Origin of the sequence: Actinomadura madurae, assembly GCF_047130825.1 — a bacterium.
Classification (GTDB): Bacteria; Actinomycetota; Actinomycetes; order Streptosporangiales; family Streptosporangiaceae; genus Spirillospora; species Spirillospora madurae.
Map to the genome: position 1 here is coordinate 1043924 of NZ_CP083237.1, position 18689 is coordinate 1062612.

The following is an 18689-nucleotide window of genomic DNA, read 5'->3' on the forward strand; positions in this document are numbered from 1 at the left end:
GTCGCTACGCTCGTCGCGGACCCCGACCCCCAGAGGGCAGAAGAGCGATGAGCGAGTCCCCGGATCCGGTATCCGACGACGCGGTGCGGCTGTGCGAGGAGGCCCGCGACCTCGCCGAGAACGGCGACGCGGTGCGGGCCGCGCTGCTGTTCGAGAAGGTGCTCGCGCTCGGCGACACGCCGTGCCGGGCCCAGGCCGCGCTCGGCCTCGCGGTCGTCCTCGACGACGCCGGGGAGGTGGAGCGGGCCCGGGAGGCCGACCGGGCCGCCATCGCGACCGCCGACCCCGAGTACGGCCCCCGCGCCGCCTACCACCTGGCCCTGACCCACGAGCGTGCCGGCGAGCCGGAGCGGGCGGCGCCGGCGTGGCGGGTCGTGGTCGACTTCGGCAACCCCGCCTACCTCCCGCCGGCCCATCTCGCGCTGGCCAGGATCGCCGACGACGCCGGCGACTTCGACACGGCGCGCGACCACTGGGAGGCGGTCATCGGCACCGGTGACGCCGAGTACGGGCCGCCCGCCGCCCACGACCTGGGGCAGCGGCTGCTGGAGCGGGGCGATCCGGCGCGGGCGCAGCGGATCCTCGCCGCCGGGCTGCGGCTGATCGACCGCGGCGCCGCCCCCTACGCCTACGCCAGGCTCGCGGTCGCGCTCGGCATCTCCTACCTCGACCAGGCGATCGGCGCGTTCGGCGCGGCGCTGGAGGAGGACCCGTCCGACCCCGAGGTCGGGCCGCTCGCCACCGAGCTGCTCGCGCGGACGCTGCCGCTGCGGGGGCGCGCCGGCGAGGCGGGCGAGGTGTGGCGGCGCGGCCTCGGCGACCCGGGCGTGGCCGGGCAGGTGCGGGCGCGGCTCCGCCGCGACTTCGGCGACGCCGAGGACGACGACGGCGGCTCCGGCGACCTGTGGTGGGAGCCGGTCGTCGAGCAGGCCGTGTCGGACGGGACGCTCCCCGCCCTCACCGGCGAGGCGTTCGGTGCCCTGGACCACATGTACGCGCTGCTCGCCGTCCGGTACGCCGACGAGCCGGGGGAGCGCCGCCCGGGGGAGACGCACGAGGTGCTCGGCAAGGCGGTGCGGGTCCCGAGCGGCTATCCGTGGGGCCCGCTGCTGCACGAGAGCTTCGCCGAGCGGCTCCGCCTGGCCATGGGCACACCCGCCCCGAACTGGCCCGAGGGCTAGTCGGAGACGGCGCGCTCGGCGATGACCTTGGTGATGCGGGCGCGGACGAGGTACTCCGACGGGACCGCGTTGCGGCGCCCGAACTCCTCGGCCCGCTCGGGCCCCATATAGCGGGCGCCGATGGCGGTCGCCCAGCGGAGCGACTCGTCCAGGTCCTCGACGATCTCCGCCTCGGCCTGGATCAGCACGTACGAGTAGGGCGGGGTCTGGTCGTCCACGCAGATGGAGACGCGGGGGTCGCGGGCGAGGACGCGGCCCTTGACGCTCTGGCCGCTGGTGTTGAACATCAGGGCGTCGCCGTCGAGGACGAACCAGATCGGCGTGACGTGCGGCGTCCCGTCCTTGCGGGTGACGCCGGCCTTGCCGGTGCGGGTGCCCTCCATCACGAACGCGCGCCATTCGCCGTCGGTCATCTTCTCCATGCGCCCAGTCTGCCGCAAAGATCGATCCGGCCGGGGGCTACGGTGGCCCGTATGGAGGTCGCGACGTCGCACGGGCCGGCCGAGGTGACGGTGGACGAGGTCCCCCGCCCGGAGTTCCTGCTGGTCCTGACGCACGGGTCGAACGGCGGCGTGAACGCCCCCGACCTGCTGGCGGTGCGGGAGACGGCGCTCGGGCTGGGCGGCGCCGTGGCGCGGGTGACGCAGCCGTTCCGGTTCGCCGGGCGCCGCGCGCCCGGCCCGGTGGCCAAGCAGGACGCCGCGTGGCTGGAGATCGTCGGGATGCTGCGGGAGCCGTTCGGGGACGTCCCGCTCGTGCAGGGCGGCCGGAGCAACGGCGCGCGGGTGGCGTGCCGGACCGCGGCGGCGGCCGGGGCCGCCGGCGTGCTGGCGCTGGCGTTCCCGCTGCGCCCGCCGCGCAACCCGGAGAAGACCCGGGTGGACGAGCTCCGCTCGGCGGGGGTCGAGGTCCTCGTCGTCAACGGCGACCGGGACCCGTTCGGGGTGCCCGACCCCTCGGACGCGGCGCAGGTGACGGTGCTGGCCGGGGAGCGGCACGACCTGAACCGGGACCCCGGGGCGGTCGGCCGGGCGGTGGAGCCGTGGCTGAGAAGATGGACGGCCCGTCCGGTGCGGACGGGCCGGAGGTAGGTTTCGCTCCGGGTCCGGTGCGGACCCGGAGTCGAAGGGCAGGTGGCCGTGCCCCCGAGGATGATCACCCGTTTGAACTAGTCCCCCGTGGGACCGCTCAAGCGGCGGACGGCGCAGGCAGGTCCGTCGGCCGGTGCGGTGCGATGACTCCCCCGTCGGGCAGCAGCTCACCGGTGTCCTCGAAGAGCACGACACCGTTGCACAGAAGGCTCCACCCCTGCTCGGGGTGCGAGGCCAGCGTGCGGGCGGCGTCGCGGTCGGGTGCGTCGTGGGAAGGACAGGGCGGCTGGTGCGGGCACATCGTGTGCCTCCGGTCTCAACTACTGGTCGGTCGTGATGCTTTCCTGTATGACGCACCCCAGTGTGATGTGGTTCGCCCCACACCGGCCATAGCCCGTTGGGACGGTTGTCCGTTGGTACCGGAGTACCGGACGGCTGTGATCCCTCTCACCCCGAGGTGCCAGGCACAGCACTACCTCCCGCGCGATGACAGGCGGAGAACGACACGCCGCCGGGGGTCGAAGCCCCTACGATGTTCGGCGGGGAACGGGCTTGCCGGGCGCGTGGGGGGAGTGAGGCCGGTGAGGGTCGCGCTGTCCGTCGCGTGCTTCGACGACGCGCTGTTCCCCGGAACCGGCAAGGCCGCCACCGTCCTGCTGGAGCGGCTCGGGCACGAGGTGGTGTTCCCGCCGGGGCAGACCTGCTGCGGCCAGATCCACTGGACGGCCGGCTACCACCGCGAGGCCGCCGGCCTGGCCCGCTCCTACGCCGCCGCGTTCGAGGGCTGCGAGGCCGTGGTCGCCCCGTCCGCGTCGTGCGCCGCGACGGTCCGGCACGCCTACCCGAAGATCGCGCGGGCGGCCCGCGACCCGGCGCTGGCGCGCGCCGCCGAGGGCATCGCCGTCCACGAGCTGTCGGAGTTCCTGGTGGACGTCCTCGGCGTCACCGACGTCGGCGCCTACTTCCCGCACCGCGTCACCTACCACCCGTCCTGCCAGTCGATGCGGACGCTCGGCGCCGGCGACCGGCCGCTGCGGCTGCTGCGCGCCGTGCAGGGCCTGGACCTGGTCGAACTGCCCGCCGCGGGAGAGTGCTGCGGGTTCGGCGGGGCGTTCGCGATGAAGAACGCCGACGTGTCGGTCGCGATGGTGGCCGACAAGGTCAGGCACATCCGGGACACCGGCGCGGACGTGGTCTGCGCGGTCGACGACGCGTGCCTGGCCCATATCGGCGGCGCGCTGTCGCGGCTGCGGGCCGGCGTCCGGACGATGCACCTGGCCGAGATCCTCGCCGAGACGAGGCCCCCGTGACGGCCTCCTCCCCGGGGACGACGCCGTCCTCCGCGAGGACGAGCGGGCCCGCCCCGCCGCGGCCCAAGTTCGCGGCCGCCGCGCGGTCCGCGCTGGCCGACACCCGGCTGCGCCGCAACCTGCGCGGCGCCACCGCCGCGCTGCGCGAGCGGGAGGCCGCCGCGGCGGCCGAGATCTCCGACTGGGACGACCTGCGCGAGGCCGGGCGCGCCATCAGGGACCGGGCCCTGCTCGACCTGGACGTCCACCTGGAGGAGTTGGAGCGGGCCGTCACGGAGGCGGGCGGCACCGTGCACTGGGCGGCGGACGCGGCGGAGGCGCGCCGCATCGTCACCGGCCTGCTCCGGGAGACCGGGGCGAGGGAGGTCGTCAAGGCGGCGTCGGCGACGCTCCGGGAGATCGGCCTGGTGGAGGCGCTGGCCCGCGCGGGCGCCACCGTCCGCGAGACCGACGTCGCCGGGATGATCCTCCAGCTCGGCGAGGACGCGCCGTCCCACCCGCTGTCGCCGGCCGCCCACCGCGACCGCGCGGAGATCGGGGAGCTGCTGAGGCGAGAGATTCCGGCGGCGGCCCCGGGGCCCGCCGGCGACCCGGAGGCGCTGGCCGCGGCGGCGCGGGCCCACCTGCGCGAGCGGTTCCTGGGCGCCCGGGTCGCGATCACCGGGGCGAACTTCCTGGTGGCCGAGACCGGCACGCTCGTGCTGCTGGAGTCCGAGGGCAACGGGAGGATGTGCCTCACGCTCCCCGAGACGCTGATCACGGTCGCGGGCATCGACAAGGTCGTCCCGGCATGGGAGGACATGGAGGTGTTCCTCCAGCTGCTCCCGCGCTCGTCGTCCGGTGACCGGATGACGCCGTACGTCTCGTCCTGGACGGGCCTCACGCCGGGCGACGGGCCGCGCGCGTTCCACCTCGTCCTGCTCGACAACGGCCGCACCCGCGCGCTCGCAGGCGACACCGGGCGCGAGGCCCTGCGCTGCATCCGGTGCTCGGCGTGCGCGAACGTCTGCCCGGTCTACGAGCGGGCCGGCGGCCGGCCCTACGGCCCGGTCCATCCCGGCCCGATCGGCGCGATCCTGACCCCGCTGACGCGCGGGGTGGAGAGCGCGGCCGACGCGTCGCTGCCCTACGCGTCGACGCTGTGCGGCGCCTGCGCCGACGTCTGCCCCGTGATGATCGACATCCCGGACGTCCTGGTGCGGCTGCGCGGCATGGTGGTGGAGTCGCGGCGGCGGCGCCCGGTGCCGACGCCCGAGATGGTGCTGATGCGCGGCCTCGCCTGGACGATGGGCGACCCGCGCAGGCACGAGGCGGCCCTGCGGCGGGGCGCCCGGTGGGCGCGGCTGCTGTCGCGCGGCGGGCGCATCCGCCGCCTGCCGGGGCTGCTCGGCGCGTGGACCGAGGCACGCGACCTGCCGGCGCCGCCGGCGGAGAGCTTCCGCGCCTGGTGGGCGAGGACGCGCACATGAGCGCGCGGGAGGAGATGCTGAGGCGGGTCCGGGAGGCGCTCGGCGGGGACCGCGGAGCGCGCCCGCCGGTGCCGCGCTCCTACGCCCGCCGGCTGCCCGAGGCGGAGGCCGGGAGCCGGGCGGACGTCCTCGCCCTGTTCACCGAGCGGGTCGCCGACAACCGGGCCGCGGTCCGGCACGTCGGCGCGGACGAGCTCGGCACCGCCGTGGCGGCGGCGCTGTGGGGCCGCGAGGCCAAGCGGATCGTCGTCCCGGCGGACCTGCCGTTCGGGTGGCTGGCGGAGCTGGACGGCGTGCGCGCGCTGGCCGACACCCCGCCGGTCGATCTCGGCACCCTCGCCACGGCGGACGGCGTCGTCACCGGCTGCGCGGCGGCGGTGGCGCGGACGGGCACGGTCGTCCTGGACGGCGGCCGGGCGCAGGGCAGGCGGGCGCTCACGCTCGTCCCGGACTACCACCTGTGCGTGGTCCACGCCGACCAGATCGTCGGGACGGTCCCGGAGGCGGTCGCGCGGCTCGACCCGGCGCGTCCGCTGACGTGGATCAGCGGGCCGTCCGCCACCCACGGCGTCGAGGCGGCGCGGGTCGAGGGCGGGCACGGCCCCCGGCACCTGGAGGTCCTCGTCGTCGAGGACCAGCCGTCCTGACCGGGGCGGCCGCGGGTCAGCGGACGCCGGCGATCACGAGGTCGAGGCCGGCGGCGAACCGGGCGTCCCAGTCGACCGCGCGGTCGGCGCCGTCCTCGGCGGTGCCGCGCACCTCCAGGGCGGTGTGGCCGATCACGTAGCCGAGCAGGGCGTGGGCGGCGACCGCGGCCGGGTCCTCGGGGACGCCGCCGCGGCGCAGCACCTCCCGCAGGGAGGCGGCCGTCGCGGTGAGCGCGGCCGGGTTGCGGCGCGTGACGACCAGCGGCAGGACGCCGGCGTGCGCGAGCAGCCGGTCCCGGTAGTCGCGGGCCCACGCGCGCAGCGCGTCCTGCCAGGGGCCGGCGGCCGCCTCGGCGGCGGGGGAGGAGGCGACGTGCGCGACGAGGCCGTCCAGGAGCTGCTCCTTGCCGCGCGGGAGGTGGTGGTAGATCGCCATCGCCTCGACCTCCAGCGCGTCGCCGAGGCGGCGCATGGTGAGGCGGCCGAGTCCCTGGCCGTCCACGATCTGGAGCGCCGCCTCGATGATCCGCTCGGTGGTGAGCGGGGCGCGGTGCTGGGCGTTGATGCTGGGCTGCCGGACCATGAGCATGCACCTTACTACGTAAAGGGCCGAAGCCGGGTGTCCACCGTCACAACACGCCTGACCGCCGCGTACGCTTACCTCGATCGAACACAGCAGGACCGGACATCGCACGACCGTCGAGGGAGTACCACCATGCCGCTGGGCCGCCGGGTGAGCAAGGACGTCGCGGAGCCGTACGAGGCCGACCAGCGGCTGGCCGCCGAGTACGACGAGCGGCTCGCGGCGGCGGGCGAGGCGGAGCGGGCGCTGCGGGACGCGCAGGCCGCGAACGCGCCCGAGCCGGAGCTGAGCGAGCTGACGCTCGCCTTCGACAAGGCGCTGACGGCCGTGCTCGCCGCCGCGGAGGCGGCCGAACGGGTCGCGGCGGGCCCGCGGACGTACGTGACGGAGGCGCAGGACGCCAAGGCCCGCCGCGCCGCGGAGCTCGCCTACCGCAAGGCCAAGGCGCGCCCGGCGGTGCGCCCGTGGACGGACGAGGTCGACCGGCTGCGCACCGCCCGCGAGGCGCACCGGCTCGCCTTTCGGACGCGCCCGGCGGTGCGCGTCTGAGAGGTTCCCGGCGTGTGACGACACAGCGCCACCCGGTGGCAGCGGCCGCCGATCTTTGACAGTCTGCCCTCTCGGGGAACGCCGGGGGCGCCCCGCTCCGCACGCCGCACCGGCGTGGCGTGCGCGCGGTCGCGCCCGGCGGGGAGGGCACACGGTGCTCTGGACGTTGGGGGAAGTCAGGTGGAGCGCACGCCGCCGGACCGGTGCCGCGTACTCGAGTCCTACCAGGACGGGGTGCGGGCGATCCGGGCGCTGGCGGAGGCCGTCGCGGACTGGGACGCGCCCACGCCCTGCGCGGACTGGCGGCTGATCGATCTCGCGGGGCACCTGCGGTGCGTGGCGGAGAACTTCCTGGAGTACCTCCAGGACGCGCCCGACAGCCGGCTGGCGAAGCTGTTCGCGCAGGACGCGGCCACCGCGGTGCTGATCAGGCAGCAGGCGCGGCAGAACGCGGCGGAGCTGGCGGTGCTCCCGCCGGACCCGGGCCCGGACCGGATCCTGGCGTTCGGGGTGTCGGCGGGCGCCTACGCCGACCTGATGCCCGACATGTGGGACCGGACGCATCTGATCTACCGCGGCACCAAGTACACCGTCGGCGACCACGCGGGCGCGGCCTGCGTGGAGTGGCACCTGCACGCCTGGGACATGGCCCGCGCGGCCGGGGCGGACTACCGGCCGCGGGACCCGGACCTGCTGGTGTCGGCGTGGCACTGGGGCGTCCCGCACCTGCCGCTGGAGCGGGGGGACGCGTGGGAGGCGGTGCTGCGCTCGTCGGGCCGCTCGCCGCGCTGGCCGGACCCCGGTGAGGGGCCCGGCCGGACGCGGCGGCGCCGCGCGGGGCGGCAGGCGGTCAGACGCCCGCCGGCTTCCCCGGGCGGATCCGCAGGTAGACCAGCCAGGTGAGGACGCAGCACAGGCCGTAGAAGGCGATGAACGCGACGTAGGCGCCGTCGCCGGTCCCGTAGGTGAGGAACGACTGCCGGAAGGCGACGTTGACCAGGACGCCGCCGAACGCCCCGACGGCGCCCGCGATGCCGATCAGCGCGCCGGCGAGGCGGCGGGCCTCGTGCTCGGCGGCCACCGGGTCGCCGCCGTTGGCGACGCCGAGCTGGGCCTTCGCCCGGAAGATCGCCGGGATCATCTTGTAGGTGGAGCCGTTGCCGACGCCGCTGAAGACGAACAGCAGCACGAACCCGGTGAGGAAGAGGGCGAGGGATCCGCTCTGCGAGGCGGCCAGCACGAGGCCCGCGGAGGCGGCCATCGCGACGAACGTCCAGAAGGTGACCCGGGCGCCGCCGACCCGGTCGGCGAGCCAGCCGCCGGCCGGGCGGATCAGCGAACCGAGCAGGGGGCCGAGGAACGTCAGGTAGGCGGCCTTGATCGGGGTGTCGAAGTCGGCCTTGAACTGCACCTGCAGGACCTGCCCGAACGCGAAGCCGAACCCGATGAACGACCCGAACGTGCCGATGTAGAGCACCGACATGATCCAGGTGTGCGCGTCCTTGCAGACGTCCCGCATGGCGCGCCGGTCGTTGCGGGCGTGCGAGAGGTTGTCCATGTAGAGCGCGGAGCCGAGGGCGGCGAGGACGATGAGCGGGATGTAGACGCCCGCGACGAGGCCGGGGTGGTCCCTGCCGGCGGTGGCGAGGACGAGCAGCCCGACGAGCTGGACGACGGCGACGCCGAGGTTGCCGCCGCCCGCGTTGATCCCGAGCGCCCAGCCCTTGAGCCGCTGCGGGTAGAACGCGTTGATGTTGGCCATCGAGGACGCGAAGTTGCCGCCGCCGACGCCGGCGACGGCGGCGAGGAGCAGCAGGGTGGTGAACGAGACGCCCGGCTCGATGAGGAACGCGGCGAGGACGGCCGGGACGAGCAGCAGCGCCGCGCTGAAGATCGTCCAGTTGCGGCCGCCGAAGCGGGCGACGGCGAAGGTGTAGGGGATCCGCAGCGCGGATCCGATCAGCGCGGGCACGGCGGTGAGGGTGAACTTCCCGGCCGGGTCGATGCCGTAGGCGGGGCCGAGGAACAGCACGATCACCGACCACAGCGTCCACACCGAGAAGCCGATGTGCTCGGAGAAGATCGAGAAGATGAGGTTGCGGCGGGCGGTCCGGGCGCCGCCGGCCGCCCAGAACTCGGGGTCCTCGGGCCGCCAGTCGTCGATCCAGCGTCCCTTCAGGGTAGGTGCCCGTCCGGGGCGCGCGGTTTCGGTGGTGACGGTCATCAGGCGGTCTCCTTGGGTCGCTCGGACGGCCCGACCGTAGGAATCCGGCGTTTCGCACGTGTGTGTCCGGTCATACGGCAGTGATAACTCCGCTGCACAGCGTGTCCCGCCGGGCTGTGAGGTGCGGGGTAGAGCGGGGCCGGTCAGGGTAGGACCGGACCGCGAGGGCGGCGGGGGAACGGAGACTGGAGCGATGGCGACCTGCGAGGTCTGCGGCAACGACTACGCGATGGCGTTCGAGGTGCACGCGCAGGGCGAGGTGCACACGTTCGACTCGTTCGAGTGCGCGGTCACGAAGATGGCGCCGATCTGCGAGCACTGCCAGTGCCGCATCATGGGGCACGGCGTGGACGTGGGCGGGCACTTCTACTGCTGCGCCCACTGCGCCCGCGCCGAGCAGCCCGAGCGCGCCCGCTCGATCCAGGACGCGGTCCCGGCGTAGCGTCCCGGTGTGAGCGGGGCTCGGCTCGGGCGCCGGGCTCAGGCGGCGCCGGGTTCGGGGGCGGGGGCGCCGAACGGCTGCTCGCGGCCGTCCTCCAGGTAGACGGCGCGGCCGGTGGACATGGCCCGCAGGCTGGGGTCCATCCGGCGGGCCACGTGCGGCGGCGCCAGCTCGGGGACCTTCTCCGGCGCCACCAGCATGTGGTCGGACAGCTCCTCGGGCGGCAGCCGGATCGCGGCGATCTGCTCGCCGGTGATGGCGCCGTGGAAGACGAAGACGTTGACGGCGTCCACGCCGTCGTCGCGCGGGGGGCCCCAGTCGACGCAGGCCAGGCCGTCGAGCCGGGGGACGAGGCCGAGCTCCTCCTCGCATTCGCGCACGCACGCCGACAGCGGGGACTCGTCGGCCTCGATCACCCCGCCGGGGAGGTACCAGCCCTCGCTGTAGGTGGGTTTGACCAGCAGGACCCGCCCGAGTTCGTCCAGGAGCAGGGCCGCCGCGGCGCCGCGGGCGCGCGGCAGGGAGGCGTAGTAGGCAAGGTCGGGCATGTACCGAGGTTAGGCGTGATCACCGTGCGATGATCCGGGGCGTACCGGGGCGGCGCCCGCATTCACCGCGAGATCGCCGGGTCACCATGAATCCGTTCGATAGGCGGGCAAATGACGACGAAAGGGCCATGACAGGGCTCGACAACGCTTGACACGCGTTCGTCAAGGTCGCCGGGGCGCCGCCATGCTGGGCTTTTGACCTCGGCGGACGCGCGGGGGTGAAGCGCATTTAACGCCGGAGTCACCTCCGGGACTCGCCGGCGAAACGGCGCCCGCCGAGTCTCGGCGCATGATCGGGACTCCGACGCACTGCCCGTACTGTGCCCTGCAATGCGGCATGACGCTGCGGGACGAGAAGGACGTGGGCGGTCTGCGGGTGGCGCCCCGCGACGACGTGCCGGCCAACCGGGGCGGGCTGTGCCAGAAGGGCTGGACGGCGGCGGAGCTGCTCACCGTCCCCGACCGGCTGACCACCCCGATGATGCGCCGGAGCCGGACGGCGCCGCTGGAGCCCTGCACGTGGGACGAGGCGCTCGACCGGATCGCCGCCGGCATCACGCGGCTGCGGGACCGGCACGGCCCCGACGCCGTCGCGGTGTTCGGCGGCGGGGGGCTGACGAACGAGAAGGCCTACCAGCTCGGCAAGTTCGCCCGCGTCGCGCTCGGCACGTCCCAGATCGACTACAACGGCCGGTTCTGCATGTCGTCGGCCGCGGCGGCGTCCGCGCGGGCGTTCGGGATGGACCGCGGGCTGCCCGGACCGGTCACCGACCTGGCGGCGTCCGGCGCGGTCCTGCTCGCGGGCGGCAACGTCGCCGAGACGATGCCGCCGTTCATGCGGCACCTGACCGAGATGCGCGAGGGCGGCGGCGCCCTCATCGTCGTCGACCCGCGCCGCACCGCCACCGCCCGGCAGGCCGACCTGCACCTGCAGCCGACGCCCGGCACCGACATCGCCCTCGCCAACGGGCTGCTGCACCTGGCGCTCGCCGAGGGCCTCGCCGACGAGGAGTACATCGCCTCCCGCACCGCCGGGTTCGACGCCGTCCGGACGGTCGTGAACGCCTACTGGCCGGACCGGGCCGAGCGGATCACCGGGGTGCCCGTCCCGCTGATGCGCGAGGCCGTCCGGCTGCTCGCCCGCGCCGGCCGCGCCCACGTCCTCACCGCGCGGGGCGCCGAGCAGCACGCGCGCGGCACCGACATGGTCGGCGCCTTCATCAACCTGGCCCTCGCGCTCGGGCTGCCGGGCCGCGAGGGCTCCGGGTACGGCTGCCTGACCGGGCAGGGCAACGGCCAGGGCGGGCGCGAGCACGGGCAGAAGGCCGACCAGCTGCCCGGCTACCGCAGGATCGACGACCCGGCGGCCCGCGCGCACGTCGCGCGGGTCTGGGGCGTCGATCCCGGCTCGCTGCCGGGACCCGGGCGGTCGGCCTACGAGCTGCTGTCGGCGCTCGGCACCGCCGACGGGCCGAAGGCGCTGCTGCTGTTCGGGTCCAACCCGGTCGTGTCGGCGCCGCGGGCCGCGGCCGTGGAGGAGCGGCTCGGCGCGCTCGACCTGCTGGTGGTCGCCGACTTCGTGCCGTCGGAGACCGCGCGGCGCGCCGACGTGGTCCTGCCGGTCGCGCAGTGGGCCGAGGAGTCGGGGACGATGACGAACCTGGAGGGCCGGGTGCTGCGCCGGCGGCGCGCCGTCCGGCCACCGGACGGCGTCCGCACCGACCTGGAGGTCCTGGGCGCGCTCGCCGGGAGGCTGGCGGCGCCGGGGGAGTGGAGCACCGACCCCGAGGCGGTGTTCGGCGAGCTGCGCCGCGCCAGCGCCGGCGGCGCCGCCGACTACTCCGGCATCACCTACGAGCGGATCGAGGCCGAGGGCGGGGTGTTCTGGCCGTGCCCGTCCGCCGGCCACCCGGGGACGCCGCGCCCCTACCTGGACCGCTTCGCCACCCCGGACGGGCGGGCCCGGTTCGTCCCGGTCGAGCATCACGGCGCCGCGGAGGACGTGGACGCCGACTTCCCCGTGTACCTGACGACCGGTCGGGTCCTGGCGCAGTACCAGTCGGGCGCGCAGACCAGGCGCGTCCGGCAGCTGGCCGAGGCGGCGCCCGGGGCCTTCGTCGAGCTGCACCCCGACCTGGCCGGGCGCCTCGGCATCGAGGACGGCGCCGAGGTGCGGGTGCAGAGCCGCAGGGGCGCGGCGACCGTCCGGGCGCGGCTCACCGACGCGATCCGCGACGACACCGTCTTCATCCCGTTCCACTGGGCCGGGGAGGGGCGCGCGAACCTGCTGACCAACCCCGCGCTGGACCCGGTGTCGCGGATGCCGGAGTTCAAGGTCTGCGCCGTCCGGCTGGCCCCGGTCGAGCAGGGCGAGGAGGACGCCGGGCCGCGTTCCGCCGGCGCGTCCCCGGCGCCGGCCGTGAGCCCCTTTTAACACGCCGGTGACAAAGGGGACCCAACCGCGAAACGGCCTCTGCCGAGGATCGGACCATCGACAGTTCCCGCCAGGAGGTTGCCGCGCGATGACCACTTCACCCGATGCGACGATCGTCAGGGAGCGGGCGGTCCGGCCCGCGGTCCGGTGGTTCGACATCTGCTCCTACGCCGCGCTGACTCCCGAGCGCGGCGCCTGCGCGATGGTGCAGGGCACGCAGGTGGCGATCTTCCGGACCTTCGACGGCACCCTGTACGCGCTGTCGAACCTCGACCCGTTCAGCGGCGCGTGCGTGCTGTCGCGGGGGATCCTCGGCACCCGGCACGGGACGCCCACCGTCGCGTCCCCCATGTACAAGCAGGTGTTCGACCTGCGCACCGGGACCTGCCTGGACGATCCGCGGGTGGCGGTGCCGGCCTTCCCGGTCCGCCGCGCCGGCGACCGGGTGGAGGTGGCGCTCACCGATGAGCACCGGCAGTGAGCCGCTGGCCGGGTTCGCCGTGGGCGTGACCGCGGCCCGCCGCCACGAGGAGCTCGCGACGCTGCTGGAGCGGCGCGGCGCCAGGGTCGTGCTCGCCCCCGCCATCCGGCTGGTCCCGCTCGCCGACGACACCGAGCTCCTGGAGGCCACCCGCGCGTGCGTCGACGCCTCCCTCGACCACGTCGTCGTCACGACCGGGATCGGGTTCCGGGCGTGGCTGGAGGCCGCCGACGGGCACGGGCTGCGCGACGGGCTGATCGCCCGGCTCGCCGAGACCGACATCGTGGCGCGGGGGCCGAAGGCGCGCGGCGCGATCCGCTCGGAGGGCCTGCAGGAGCGCTGGTCGCCGGAGTCGGAGGAGTGCGCCGAGGTCATCCGCCACCTGCTGGAGAAGGACCTGGCCGGGGCGCGGGTCGCGGTCCAGCTGTACGGGGAGCGGGAGCCGGAGCTGACCGGCGCGCTGCGCGGCGCCGGCGCCGAGGTGATCGAGATCCCGGTGTACCGCTGGTCGCGGTCGGAGGACTCCACGCCGCTGCGCCGGCTCGTCGGGCAGGCGGTCGCCGGCACGGTCGACGCCATCACGTTCACCAGCGCGCCCGCGGTCGCCGCGACGCTGGCCGTCGCCGCCGAGGACGGGCTGGAGGAGGCCCTGCTGGAGGCGATGCGCACCCAGGTCGTCGCGGCGTGCGTCGGCCCGGTGACCGCGCAGGCGCTCACCGACCGCGACGTCCCCACCGTCCAGCCCGAGCGCGCCAGGCTGGGCGCGCTCGTGCGGGCCCTGGTCTCGGACCTGCCGAGGCGCCGGTCCCGGCGGCTGTCGGTGCGCGGGTTCTCGCTGGAGCTGCGCGGGCACGCCGTCGTCCTGGACGGCCAGCTGCGGCCCATCGCGCCCGCGCCGATGGCGATCCTGCGGGCGCTCGCGCGGCGTCCCGGGCACGTGGTGTCGCGGGCCGAGCTGTGCGGGGTCCTGCCGAGCCGGCTGGTCGGCGCGCCCGCGGGCAGGGACGCCTGGACGCGGGACGGGCGGCCGCGGGAGGCCCGCCCGCAGGCCGACGAGCACGCGGTGGAGATGGCGGTGGCGCGGCTGCGGCGCGGCCTCGGCCGCCCCGGCATCGTCGAGACGGTCGTCAAGCGCGGCTACCGGCTGGCGTGCGACCCGCGCCTGGCCGACCGGCTCGCGGCGGGCGCCGGTGGCTGAGCCCGCCCTGCTGGCCGTCGCGCACGGTACCCGCGATCCGGCCGGGCCCGCCGTCGTCGGCGCGCTGCTCGCCCGGGTGCGGGCGATGCGGCCGGGGCTGCGGGTCGCCGAGGCCTACGGCGAGCTGTCGCGGCCGTCGCTGGAGGACGCGGCCCGCGGGCTGCGCGGCGGCCCGGTGGTCGTCGTCCCGCTGATGCTGGCGCGCGGCTACCACGCGCTCATCGACATCCCCGACCGGGCGGGGCGGCTGCTGCCGGGATCGGTGACCTCCCGGCCGCTCGGCCCGGACGCGCTACTGGCGGGCGCGCTGGCCGACCGGCTGGCGGCACCGGCCCGCCCGGCCGGGGAGCGCGGGGGACCGTCTCCCCGTGGAGGGGAGGACCGGGCCCCGTCGCGCCGTCCGGACGCCGTCGTCCTGGGCGCGGCGGGGTCCGCCGATCCGGCGGGCATCGCCGACGTGCGGAGGGCCGCCCGCCTGCTGGCGCGGCGGCTGGGGCGGCCCGTCCCTTGCGGGTTCGTCGCGGCGGGCGGCCCGTCGCTGGACGAGGTCGTCGCGGGTCTGCGCGCGGGCGGCGCCCGGCGCGTGGCGGTGGCGTCCTACCTGCTGGCGCCCGGCCGCTTCCACGACCGCATGGCGGCCTGCGGCGCCGACGCCGTCGCGCCGCCCGTCGGCGCGCACACGGCCGCCGCGCGGCTGGTGCTGCGCCGCTACGACGAGGCGCGGCTGCGGCTCGAGACCCCGGTGCCGGTCTGCTGACCGGGCGGTTCCAGAGCGCCGGTGAACCGCTCGTCGTGATGGGCGAGGATCCGCAGCAGCATGTCCCGGAACAGGTGCCGCTCCTCCGGTGACAGCGGTTCGAACAGCATCTCGTTGAGGCGGACGCGGGCGTCCAGGGCCTCGCCGAGCTTGAGCCGGCCGTCCTCGGTTGCCTCCAGCGCGTAGCGCCGCCGGTCCTCGGGGTCGCGGCGGCGCCGGACGTGGCCGGCGTCCTCCAGGGCGTCCACGATGCCGACGAGGTCGCCGGCGTCCATCCGCAGCCGCTCGGCGACCTCGCGCTGCGACAGCGGCCCGTGCCGCGCCGCGCACCACAGGACGAGCAGGTGCGGCAGCCGCGGCTGGCCGGGGAACATCCGCGTCGCGGTGCGCCGGACGAGCCGCACCGTCTCGAACATGAGGTAGGTCGGCGAGTCGTACAGCGGATCGGGGCGGTCCTCCACGTCCGGCTCCTCGGACTTCGTTGGCGCTTCTAATCTCTCTTGACGTGAGAGATAGGGTACACCTAACGTTGGATGGCCCAAAACATGGGCTCGTGCTCCACGCGGAGGGAGGCCCCATGCCGGACGGGGGACCGGCCGTCGAGGTCGACGGCCTGACGAAGAGGTTCGGCGACGTGGAGGCCGTGCGGGGGATCGAGCTCTCGGTGCGGCCGGGAGAGATCTTCGGTTTCCTCGGCCCGAACGGCGCGGGCAAATCCACGACCATCAACATGCTCTGCACGCTGCTGCGCCCGAGCGGGGGCAGCGCGCGCGTCGCGGGCCACGACGTGGTGACCGAGCGCGACGCCGTGCGCCGCAACATCGGCCTGGTGTTCCAGGACCCGACGCTCGACGGGTACCTGTCGGGGGAGCAGAACCTGCGCTTCCACGCCGAGCTGTACGGCGTGCCGCGGTCGGCGACCGCTGGCCGCATCCGGCAGGTCCTGGAGATGGTCGGGCTGTGGGACCGGCGCGGCGACCTGGTGCAGACCTTCTCCGGCGGCATGAAGCGCCGGCTGGAGATCGCCCGCGGCCTGCTGCACTCGCCGCGGGTGCTGTTCCTGGACGAGCCGACCGTCGGCCTCGACCCGCAGACCCGGGCGTCGATCTGGGAGTACATCCGGCAGCTCCAGGCGGCCGAGGAGATCACGATCTTCATGACGACGCACTACATGGACGAGGCCGAGTTCTGCGAGCGCATCGCGATCATGGATTCGGGGCGGATCGTCGCGCTCGACACCCCCGAGGCGCTCAAGGCCGGCGTCGGCGAGGACCGGATCCGGATCCAGACCGCCGACGACGAGGCGGCGATCGCGGCGATCAAGGACCGGTTCGGCCTGGAGGCGGTGGTGTCGGAGGGCGCGGTCACGTTCTCGGTCGCCTCCGGAGAGGCGTTCGTGCCGCGGCTGTTCGCCGAGCTGGGCGTCCCGATCGTGGCGGTGAACGTGGCGCGGCCCTCGCTGGACGATGTGTTCATGTCGTTCACCGGCACGACGATCCGCGACGCCGAGGCGTCGGCGAGCGACGGGATGCGCACCGCGATGCGCGCGATGAGGAGGTGACCATGGCGAGCACCGCCGAGCCGGCGGCGACCGAGGTCGTCCGGGTCCGGGTGCCCGAGCGCGGCCTGCGGCAGGACCTGCGCGCCGTGAAGATCGTCCTGCACCGGGAGCTGATCCGGTTCTGGCGCGACAAGCTGCGGATGGTGTCGGGCCTCGTCCAGCCGGTGCTGTGGCTGCTGGTCATGGGCACCGGCCTGTCCAACCTGATGGCCAGCGGCGGCGGCACCGCCGGGACCGTCGACCTGAAGACCTTCATCTTCCCCGGCGTGTGCGCCATGTCGGTGATGTTCACCGCGATGTTCTCCGCCGGGTCGATCGTGTGGGACCGCGAGTTCGGGTTCCTGCGCGAGATGCTCGTCGCGCCCGTCAGCCGCAGCGCGATCGTGGTCGGCAAGTGCGTCGGCGGCGCGCTGGTGGCGACCCTGCAGGGCGCGGTGATCGTGCTGCTGGCGGGCCTGGCCGGCGTCCCCTACGACCCGCTGCTCCTGCTGGAGATGCTCGCCATCATGTTCCTCGGGGCGTTCGCCCTGACCGGGTTCGGCGTCATGATGGCCGCGCGGATCACCAGCATGCAGTCGTTCTTCGGCCTCATGCAGATGGCGATGATGCCGATGATGTTCCTGTCCGGCGCCCTGTACCCGCTGAGCGGGCTGCCGACCTGGCTGACCGTTCTCACCCGCTTCAACCCGCTGACCTACGCGGTCGATCCGCTGCGGCACGCGGTGTTCACCCGGCTGGACGTCTCGCCGGAGCTGATGCGGACGTTCGACCCGGGTGTCACCTGGGGCGGCTGGGTCGTGCCGATCTGGCTTGAGCTCCTCATCGTCCTCGCCATGGGCGTCGGCCTGATGGGCGTGGCCATCTGGGAGTTCCGCCGCGCCGACTGACGGAACCGCCGCCGTCACCCGCCGTGATGACGCATACTGACCGTGCGCGACGCTGCGCGCTCGATCGGATGCGAAGGGTGACGATGGGCGATCTGAACGGGGACGGGACGATGTGGCGCGGGGCGGCGGCGACGGCCGCCGTGCTCGCGGCGATGGCGGGTGCCGCGGTCGTGGACGCGCGGACCGCCGCGCGGGCCGCGGACGCGGCGGCGGGGCCGCGGGCGGTGCGGAACGAGCTGCGGATCACGCGGTTCCTCGGCGAGCGGCGCCTCCCGCACATGACGAAGGTCGCCGGTACCACGCTCGGAGGGCTGTCGGGCCTCGACCGCGATCCGCGCACCGGCACCTGGTACTTCGTCTCCGACGACCGGTGGCGGTACGACCCGGCGCGGTTCTACACCGGGCGGCTCGACATCGACCCGGCGACGGGCGCGTTCACCGGTGTGCGGATCAGCGGCGTGTCGACGCTGAGGCGGCCGGACGGCGGCCCCTACCCGGGGTTCGGCAAGCCCGGGTCGGTCGACCCGGAGACGATCCGGTACGACCCGCGGTCGCGGCGGGTGCTCTGGGGCAGCGAGGGCGACCGCCCCGACGAGACGCACCCGGACGTCCCGCTGTCGCAGATGTCGCTGCGCTGGGCGTCCCGGGACGGCCGGTACGCCGGCCGGTTGCCGCTGCCGCCGGGCCTGCGGCTCACCGGGGAGCACCGGGGCCCGCGCCGCAACTCCGGCTTCGAGGCGCTGACCTTCACCTCCCACGGCATCGCCGCGATGGTCGAGGGGCCGCGCTACGAGGACGGGGCCCCGCCGGCCGCCGGGCACGGCGCCCTCACCCGGCTCACGCTCTGGAGCCGCGCCGGCCGCGTCCGCGCCCAGTACGCCTACCCCGTCGACCGGCTCCCGGCCGCGCCGCGGCCGCCCTCGGGCATCGCCGACAGCGGGGTCTCGGAGATCCTCGCCGTCGACGGCCACCGGTTCCTGGCGCTGGAGCGGACCTGGCTGGAGGGCGTCGGCTACCGGAACAGGCTGTACGAGTTCGACGTGCGGGGCGCCACGGACGTGCTGCACCGCGACCGCCTCGGCGAGGGCGTGCGGTTCCGTCCGGTGCGCAAGCGGCTCGTCGCCGACCTCGGCCGCCACGCCGCCCCCGAGCAGAACCTGGAGGCGCTGGCGTGGGGGCCGCGGCTGAGGTCGGGCGAGTGCACGCTCGTCGCCGGCTCGGACGACAACTTCGACCGCCGGGAGGTCACCCAGTTCCTCGCGTTCGCCGTCCGGGGCTGCTGACCCGCGCCCGGGGAAACGCGAAGGGCCCGCCGAGCCGGGATGGC

Annotated in this window: 21 protein-coding genes; 15 read left to right on the plus strand and 6 right to left on the minus strand. The window is 75.2% G+C overall.

Annotated features, from left to right (window positions below):
• Positions 1–47: 47 nt before the first annotated feature.
• Positions 48–1181, plus strand: coding sequence for a tetratricopeptide repeat protein (locus K8Z49_RS04725; protein WP_075021815.1), 1134 nt, complete (start codon positions 48–50; stop codon positions 1179–1181).
• Here K8Z49_RS04725 and K8Z49_RS04730 read toward each other — a convergent pair.
• Positions 1178–1603 (minus strand): PPOX class F420-dependent oxidoreductase, encoded by a 426-nt coding sequence (locus K8Z49_RS04730; RefSeq protein WP_021599399.1) that lies wholly within the window; start codon positions 1601–1603, stop codon positions 1178–1180. The two genes, K8Z49_RS04725 and K8Z49_RS04730, sit on opposite strands and share 4 nt — an antisense overlap.
• Positions 1604–1654: 51 nt before the next feature.
• Between K8Z49_RS04730 and K8Z49_RS04735 the strand changes: the two genes are divergently transcribed.
• Positions 1655–2272: an alpha/beta family hydrolase gene (locus K8Z49_RS04735; RefSeq protein WP_024936023.1), complete on the plus strand. Its 618-nt coding sequence runs from the start codon at positions 1655–1657 to the stop codon at positions 2270–2272.
• Positions 2273–2369: 97 nt separating this feature from the next.
• On the opposite strand, the gene K8Z49_RS04740 is transcribed toward K8Z49_RS04735, so the two are convergent.
• A complete protein-coding gene (locus K8Z49_RS04740; RefSeq protein ID WP_021600469.1) occupies positions 2370–2573 on the minus strand; it encodes a DUF5999 family protein in 204 nt (67 codons plus the stop codon).
• 280 nt (positions 2574–2853) lie between these two features.
• On the opposite strand from K8Z49_RS04740, the gene K8Z49_RS04745 reads away from it, so the two are divergent.
• Genes K8Z49_RS04745 through K8Z49_RS04755 form a run of 3 tightly spaced genes read left to right on the plus strand, consistent with a single transcriptional unit; the run spans position 2854 to position 5698 of the window.
• Entirely contained in the window at positions 2854–3582 is a 729-nt protein-coding gene (locus K8Z49_RS04745; RefSeq protein ID WP_024936024.1) for a (Fe-S)-binding protein, read from the plus strand.
• Positions 3579–5051, plus strand: coding sequence for a lactate utilization protein B (locus K8Z49_RS04750; RefSeq protein WP_218163700.1), 1473 nt, complete (start codon positions 3579–3581; stop codon positions 5049–5051). The genes K8Z49_RS04745 and K8Z49_RS04750 overlap by 4 nt, the downstream gene beginning before the upstream one ends.
• Entirely contained in the window at positions 5048–5698 is a 651-nt protein-coding gene (locus tag K8Z49_RS04755) for a LutC/YkgG family protein (RefSeq protein WP_111831592.1), read from the plus strand. Before K8Z49_RS04750 ends, K8Z49_RS04755 begins: the two co-directional genes overlap by 4 nt.
• Positions 5699–5714: 16 nt before the next feature.
• Here the strand turns inward: K8Z49_RS04755 and K8Z49_RS04760 are convergent, their stop codons facing one another.
• Positions 5715–6281, minus strand: coding sequence for a TetR/AcrR family transcriptional regulator (locus tag K8Z49_RS04760; RefSeq protein WP_024936027.1), 567 nt, complete (start codon positions 6279–6281; stop codon positions 5715–5717).
• A 132-nt stretch (positions 6282–6413) separates the two neighbouring features.
• Between K8Z49_RS04760 and K8Z49_RS04765 the strand changes: the two genes are divergently transcribed.
• Positions 6414–6830, plus strand: coding sequence for a plectin (locus tag K8Z49_RS04765; RefSeq protein WP_075021816.1), 417 nt, complete (start codon positions 6414–6416; stop codon positions 6828–6830).
• Between the two features lie 180 nt (positions 6831–7010).
• Positions 7011–7733, plus strand: coding sequence for a maleylpyruvate isomerase N-terminal domain-containing protein (locus K8Z49_RS04770; protein ID WP_021598787.1), 723 nt, complete (start codon positions 7011–7013; stop codon positions 7731–7733).
• Here K8Z49_RS04770 and K8Z49_RS04775 read toward each other — a convergent pair.
• Positions 7681–9054, minus strand: coding sequence for a nitrate/nitrite transporter (locus tag K8Z49_RS04775; protein WP_021598788.1), 1374 nt, complete (start codon positions 9052–9054; stop codon positions 7681–7683). The genes K8Z49_RS04770 and K8Z49_RS04775 overlap by 53 nt on opposite strands.
• Positions 9055–9247: 193 nt before the next feature.
• Between K8Z49_RS04775 and K8Z49_RS04780 the strand changes: the two genes are divergently transcribed.
• Positions 9248–9496, plus strand: a complete 249-nt coding sequence (locus K8Z49_RS04780; protein WP_021598789.1) for a hypothetical protein — start codon at positions 9248–9250, stop codon at positions 9494–9496.
• Between the two features lie 38 nt (positions 9497–9534).
• On the opposite strand, the gene K8Z49_RS04785 is transcribed toward K8Z49_RS04780, so the two are convergent.
• A complete protein-coding gene (locus K8Z49_RS04785) occupies positions 9535–10044 on the minus strand; it encodes an NUDIX domain-containing protein (protein ID WP_024936028.1) in 510 nt (169 codons plus the stop codon).
• A 289-nt stretch (positions 10045–10333) separates the two neighbouring features.
• Between K8Z49_RS04785 and K8Z49_RS04790 the strand changes: the two genes are divergently transcribed.
• The 4 genes from K8Z49_RS04790 to K8Z49_RS04805 all read left to right on the plus strand — a co-directional run bounded on the left by K8Z49_RS04790 (position 10334) and on the right by K8Z49_RS04805 (position 14914).
• A complete protein-coding gene (locus K8Z49_RS04790; protein ID WP_412517674.1) occupies positions 10334–12478 on the plus strand; it encodes a molybdopterin oxidoreductase family protein in 2145 nt (714 codons plus the stop codon).
• Positions 12479–12566: 88 nt separating this feature from the next.
• Complete coding sequence (gene nirD, locus K8Z49_RS04795) at positions 12567–12959, plus strand: nitrite reductase small subunit NirD (RefSeq protein WP_412517675.1); 393 nt, start codon at positions 12567–12569, stop codon at positions 12957–12959.
• A complete protein-coding gene (locus K8Z49_RS04800; protein WP_412517676.1) occupies positions 12943–14157 on the plus strand; it encodes a uroporphyrinogen-III synthase in 1215 nt (404 codons plus the stop codon). The genes nirD and K8Z49_RS04800 overlap by 17 nt, the downstream gene beginning before the upstream one ends.
• A complete protein-coding gene (locus K8Z49_RS04805) occupies positions 14150–14914 on the plus strand; it encodes a sirohydrochlorin chelatase (RefSeq protein ID WP_412517677.1) in 765 nt (254 codons plus the stop codon). The genes K8Z49_RS04800 and K8Z49_RS04805 overlap by 8 nt, the downstream gene beginning before the upstream one ends.
• Here K8Z49_RS04805 and K8Z49_RS04810 read toward each other — a convergent pair.
• Positions 14866–15375: a MarR family winged helix-turn-helix transcriptional regulator gene (locus K8Z49_RS04810; RefSeq protein WP_021600241.1), complete on the minus strand. Its 510-nt coding sequence runs from the start codon at positions 15373–15375 to the stop codon at positions 14866–14868. The genes K8Z49_RS04805 and K8Z49_RS04810 overlap by 49 nt on opposite strands.
• Positions 15376–15491: 116 nt before the next feature.
• Between K8Z49_RS04810 and K8Z49_RS04815 the strand changes: the two genes are divergently transcribed.
• The 3 genes from K8Z49_RS04815 to K8Z49_RS04825 all read left to right on the plus strand — a co-directional run bounded on the left by K8Z49_RS04815 (position 15492) and on the right by K8Z49_RS04825 (position 18645).
• Entirely contained in the window at positions 15492–16475 is a 984-nt protein-coding gene (locus K8Z49_RS04815) for a daunorubicin resistance protein DrrA family ABC transporter ATP-binding protein (RefSeq protein ID WP_021600240.1), read from the plus strand.
• Positions 16476–16477: 2 nt separating this feature from the next.
• Entirely contained in the window at positions 16478–17362 is an 885-nt protein-coding gene (locus tag K8Z49_RS04820) for an ABC transporter permease (RefSeq protein ID WP_024936032.1), read from the plus strand.
• Positions 17363–17445: 83 nt separating this feature from the next.
• The gene (locus K8Z49_RS04825) at positions 17446–18645 is read left to right on the plus strand and encodes an esterase-like activity of phytase family protein (RefSeq protein WP_412517678.1); all 1200 of its coding nucleotides are present in this window, start codon (positions 17446–17448) and stop codon (positions 18643–18645) included.
• Positions 18646–18689: the final 44 nt, after the last annotated feature.

What these genes read in the sequence shown, in the direction of transcription:
- K8Z49_RS04725 (WP_075021815.1), top strand. Translation starts at nt 48, where the DNA reads ATGAGCGAGTCCCCGGATCCGGTATCCGACGACGCGGTGCGGCTGTGC.
- K8Z49_RS04730 (WP_021599399.1), bottom strand. Translation starts at nt 1,603, where the DNA reads ATGGAGAAGATGACCGACGGCGAATGGCGCGCGTTCGTGATGGAGGGC.
- K8Z49_RS04735 (WP_024936023.1), top strand. Translation starts at nt 1,655, where the DNA reads ATGGAGGTCGCGACGTCGCACGGGCCGGCCGAGGTGACGGTGGACGAG.
- K8Z49_RS04740 (WP_021600469.1), bottom strand. Translation starts at nt 2,573, where the DNA reads ATGTGCCCGCACCAGCCGCCCTGTCCTTCCCACGACGCACCCGACCGC.
- K8Z49_RS04755 (WP_111831592.1), top strand. Translation starts at nt 5,048, where the DNA reads ATGAGCGCGCGGGAGGAGATGCTGAGGCGGGTCCGGGAGGCGCTCGGC.
- K8Z49_RS04760 (WP_024936027.1), bottom strand. Translation starts at nt 6,281, where the DNA reads ATGGTCCGGCAGCCCAGCATCAACGCCCAGCACCGCGCCCCGCTCACC.
- K8Z49_RS04765 (WP_075021816.1), top strand. Translation starts at nt 6,414, where the DNA reads ATGCCGCTGGGCCGCCGGGTGAGCAAGGACGTCGCGGAGCCGTACGAG.
- K8Z49_RS04775 (WP_021598788.1), bottom strand. Translation starts at nt 9,054, where the DNA reads ATGACCGTCACCACCGAAACCGCGCGCCCCGGACGGGCACCTACCCTG.
- K8Z49_RS04780 (WP_021598789.1), top strand. Translation starts at nt 9,248, where the DNA reads ATGGCGACCTGCGAGGTCTGCGGCAACGACTACGCGATGGCGTTCGAG.
- K8Z49_RS04785 (WP_024936028.1), bottom strand. Translation starts at nt 10,044, where the DNA reads ATGCCCGACCTTGCCTACTACGCCTCCCTGCCGCGCGCCCGCGGCGCC.
- K8Z49_RS04790 (WP_412517674.1), top strand. Translation starts at nt 10,334, where the DNA reads ATGATCGGGACTCCGACGCACTGCCCGTACTGTGCCCTGCAATGCGGC.
- nirD (WP_412517675.1), top strand. Translation starts at nt 12,567, where the DNA reads ATGACCACTTCACCCGATGCGACGATCGTCAGGGAGCGGGCGGTCCGG.
- K8Z49_RS04800 (WP_412517676.1), top strand. Translation starts at nt 12,943, where the DNA reads ATGAGCACCGGCAGTGAGCCGCTGGCCGGGTTCGCCGTGGGCGTGACC.
- K8Z49_RS04815 (WP_021600240.1), top strand. Translation starts at nt 15,492, where the DNA reads ATGCCGGACGGGGGACCGGCCGTCGAGGTCGACGGCCTGACGAAGAGG.
- K8Z49_RS04820 (WP_024936032.1), top strand. Translation starts at nt 16,478, where the DNA reads ATGGCGAGCACCGCCGAGCCGGCGGCGACCGAGGTCGTCCGGGTCCGG.
- K8Z49_RS04825 (WP_412517678.1), top strand. Translation starts at nt 17,446, where the DNA reads ATGGGCGATCTGAACGGGGACGGGACGATGTGGCGCGGGGCGGCGGCG.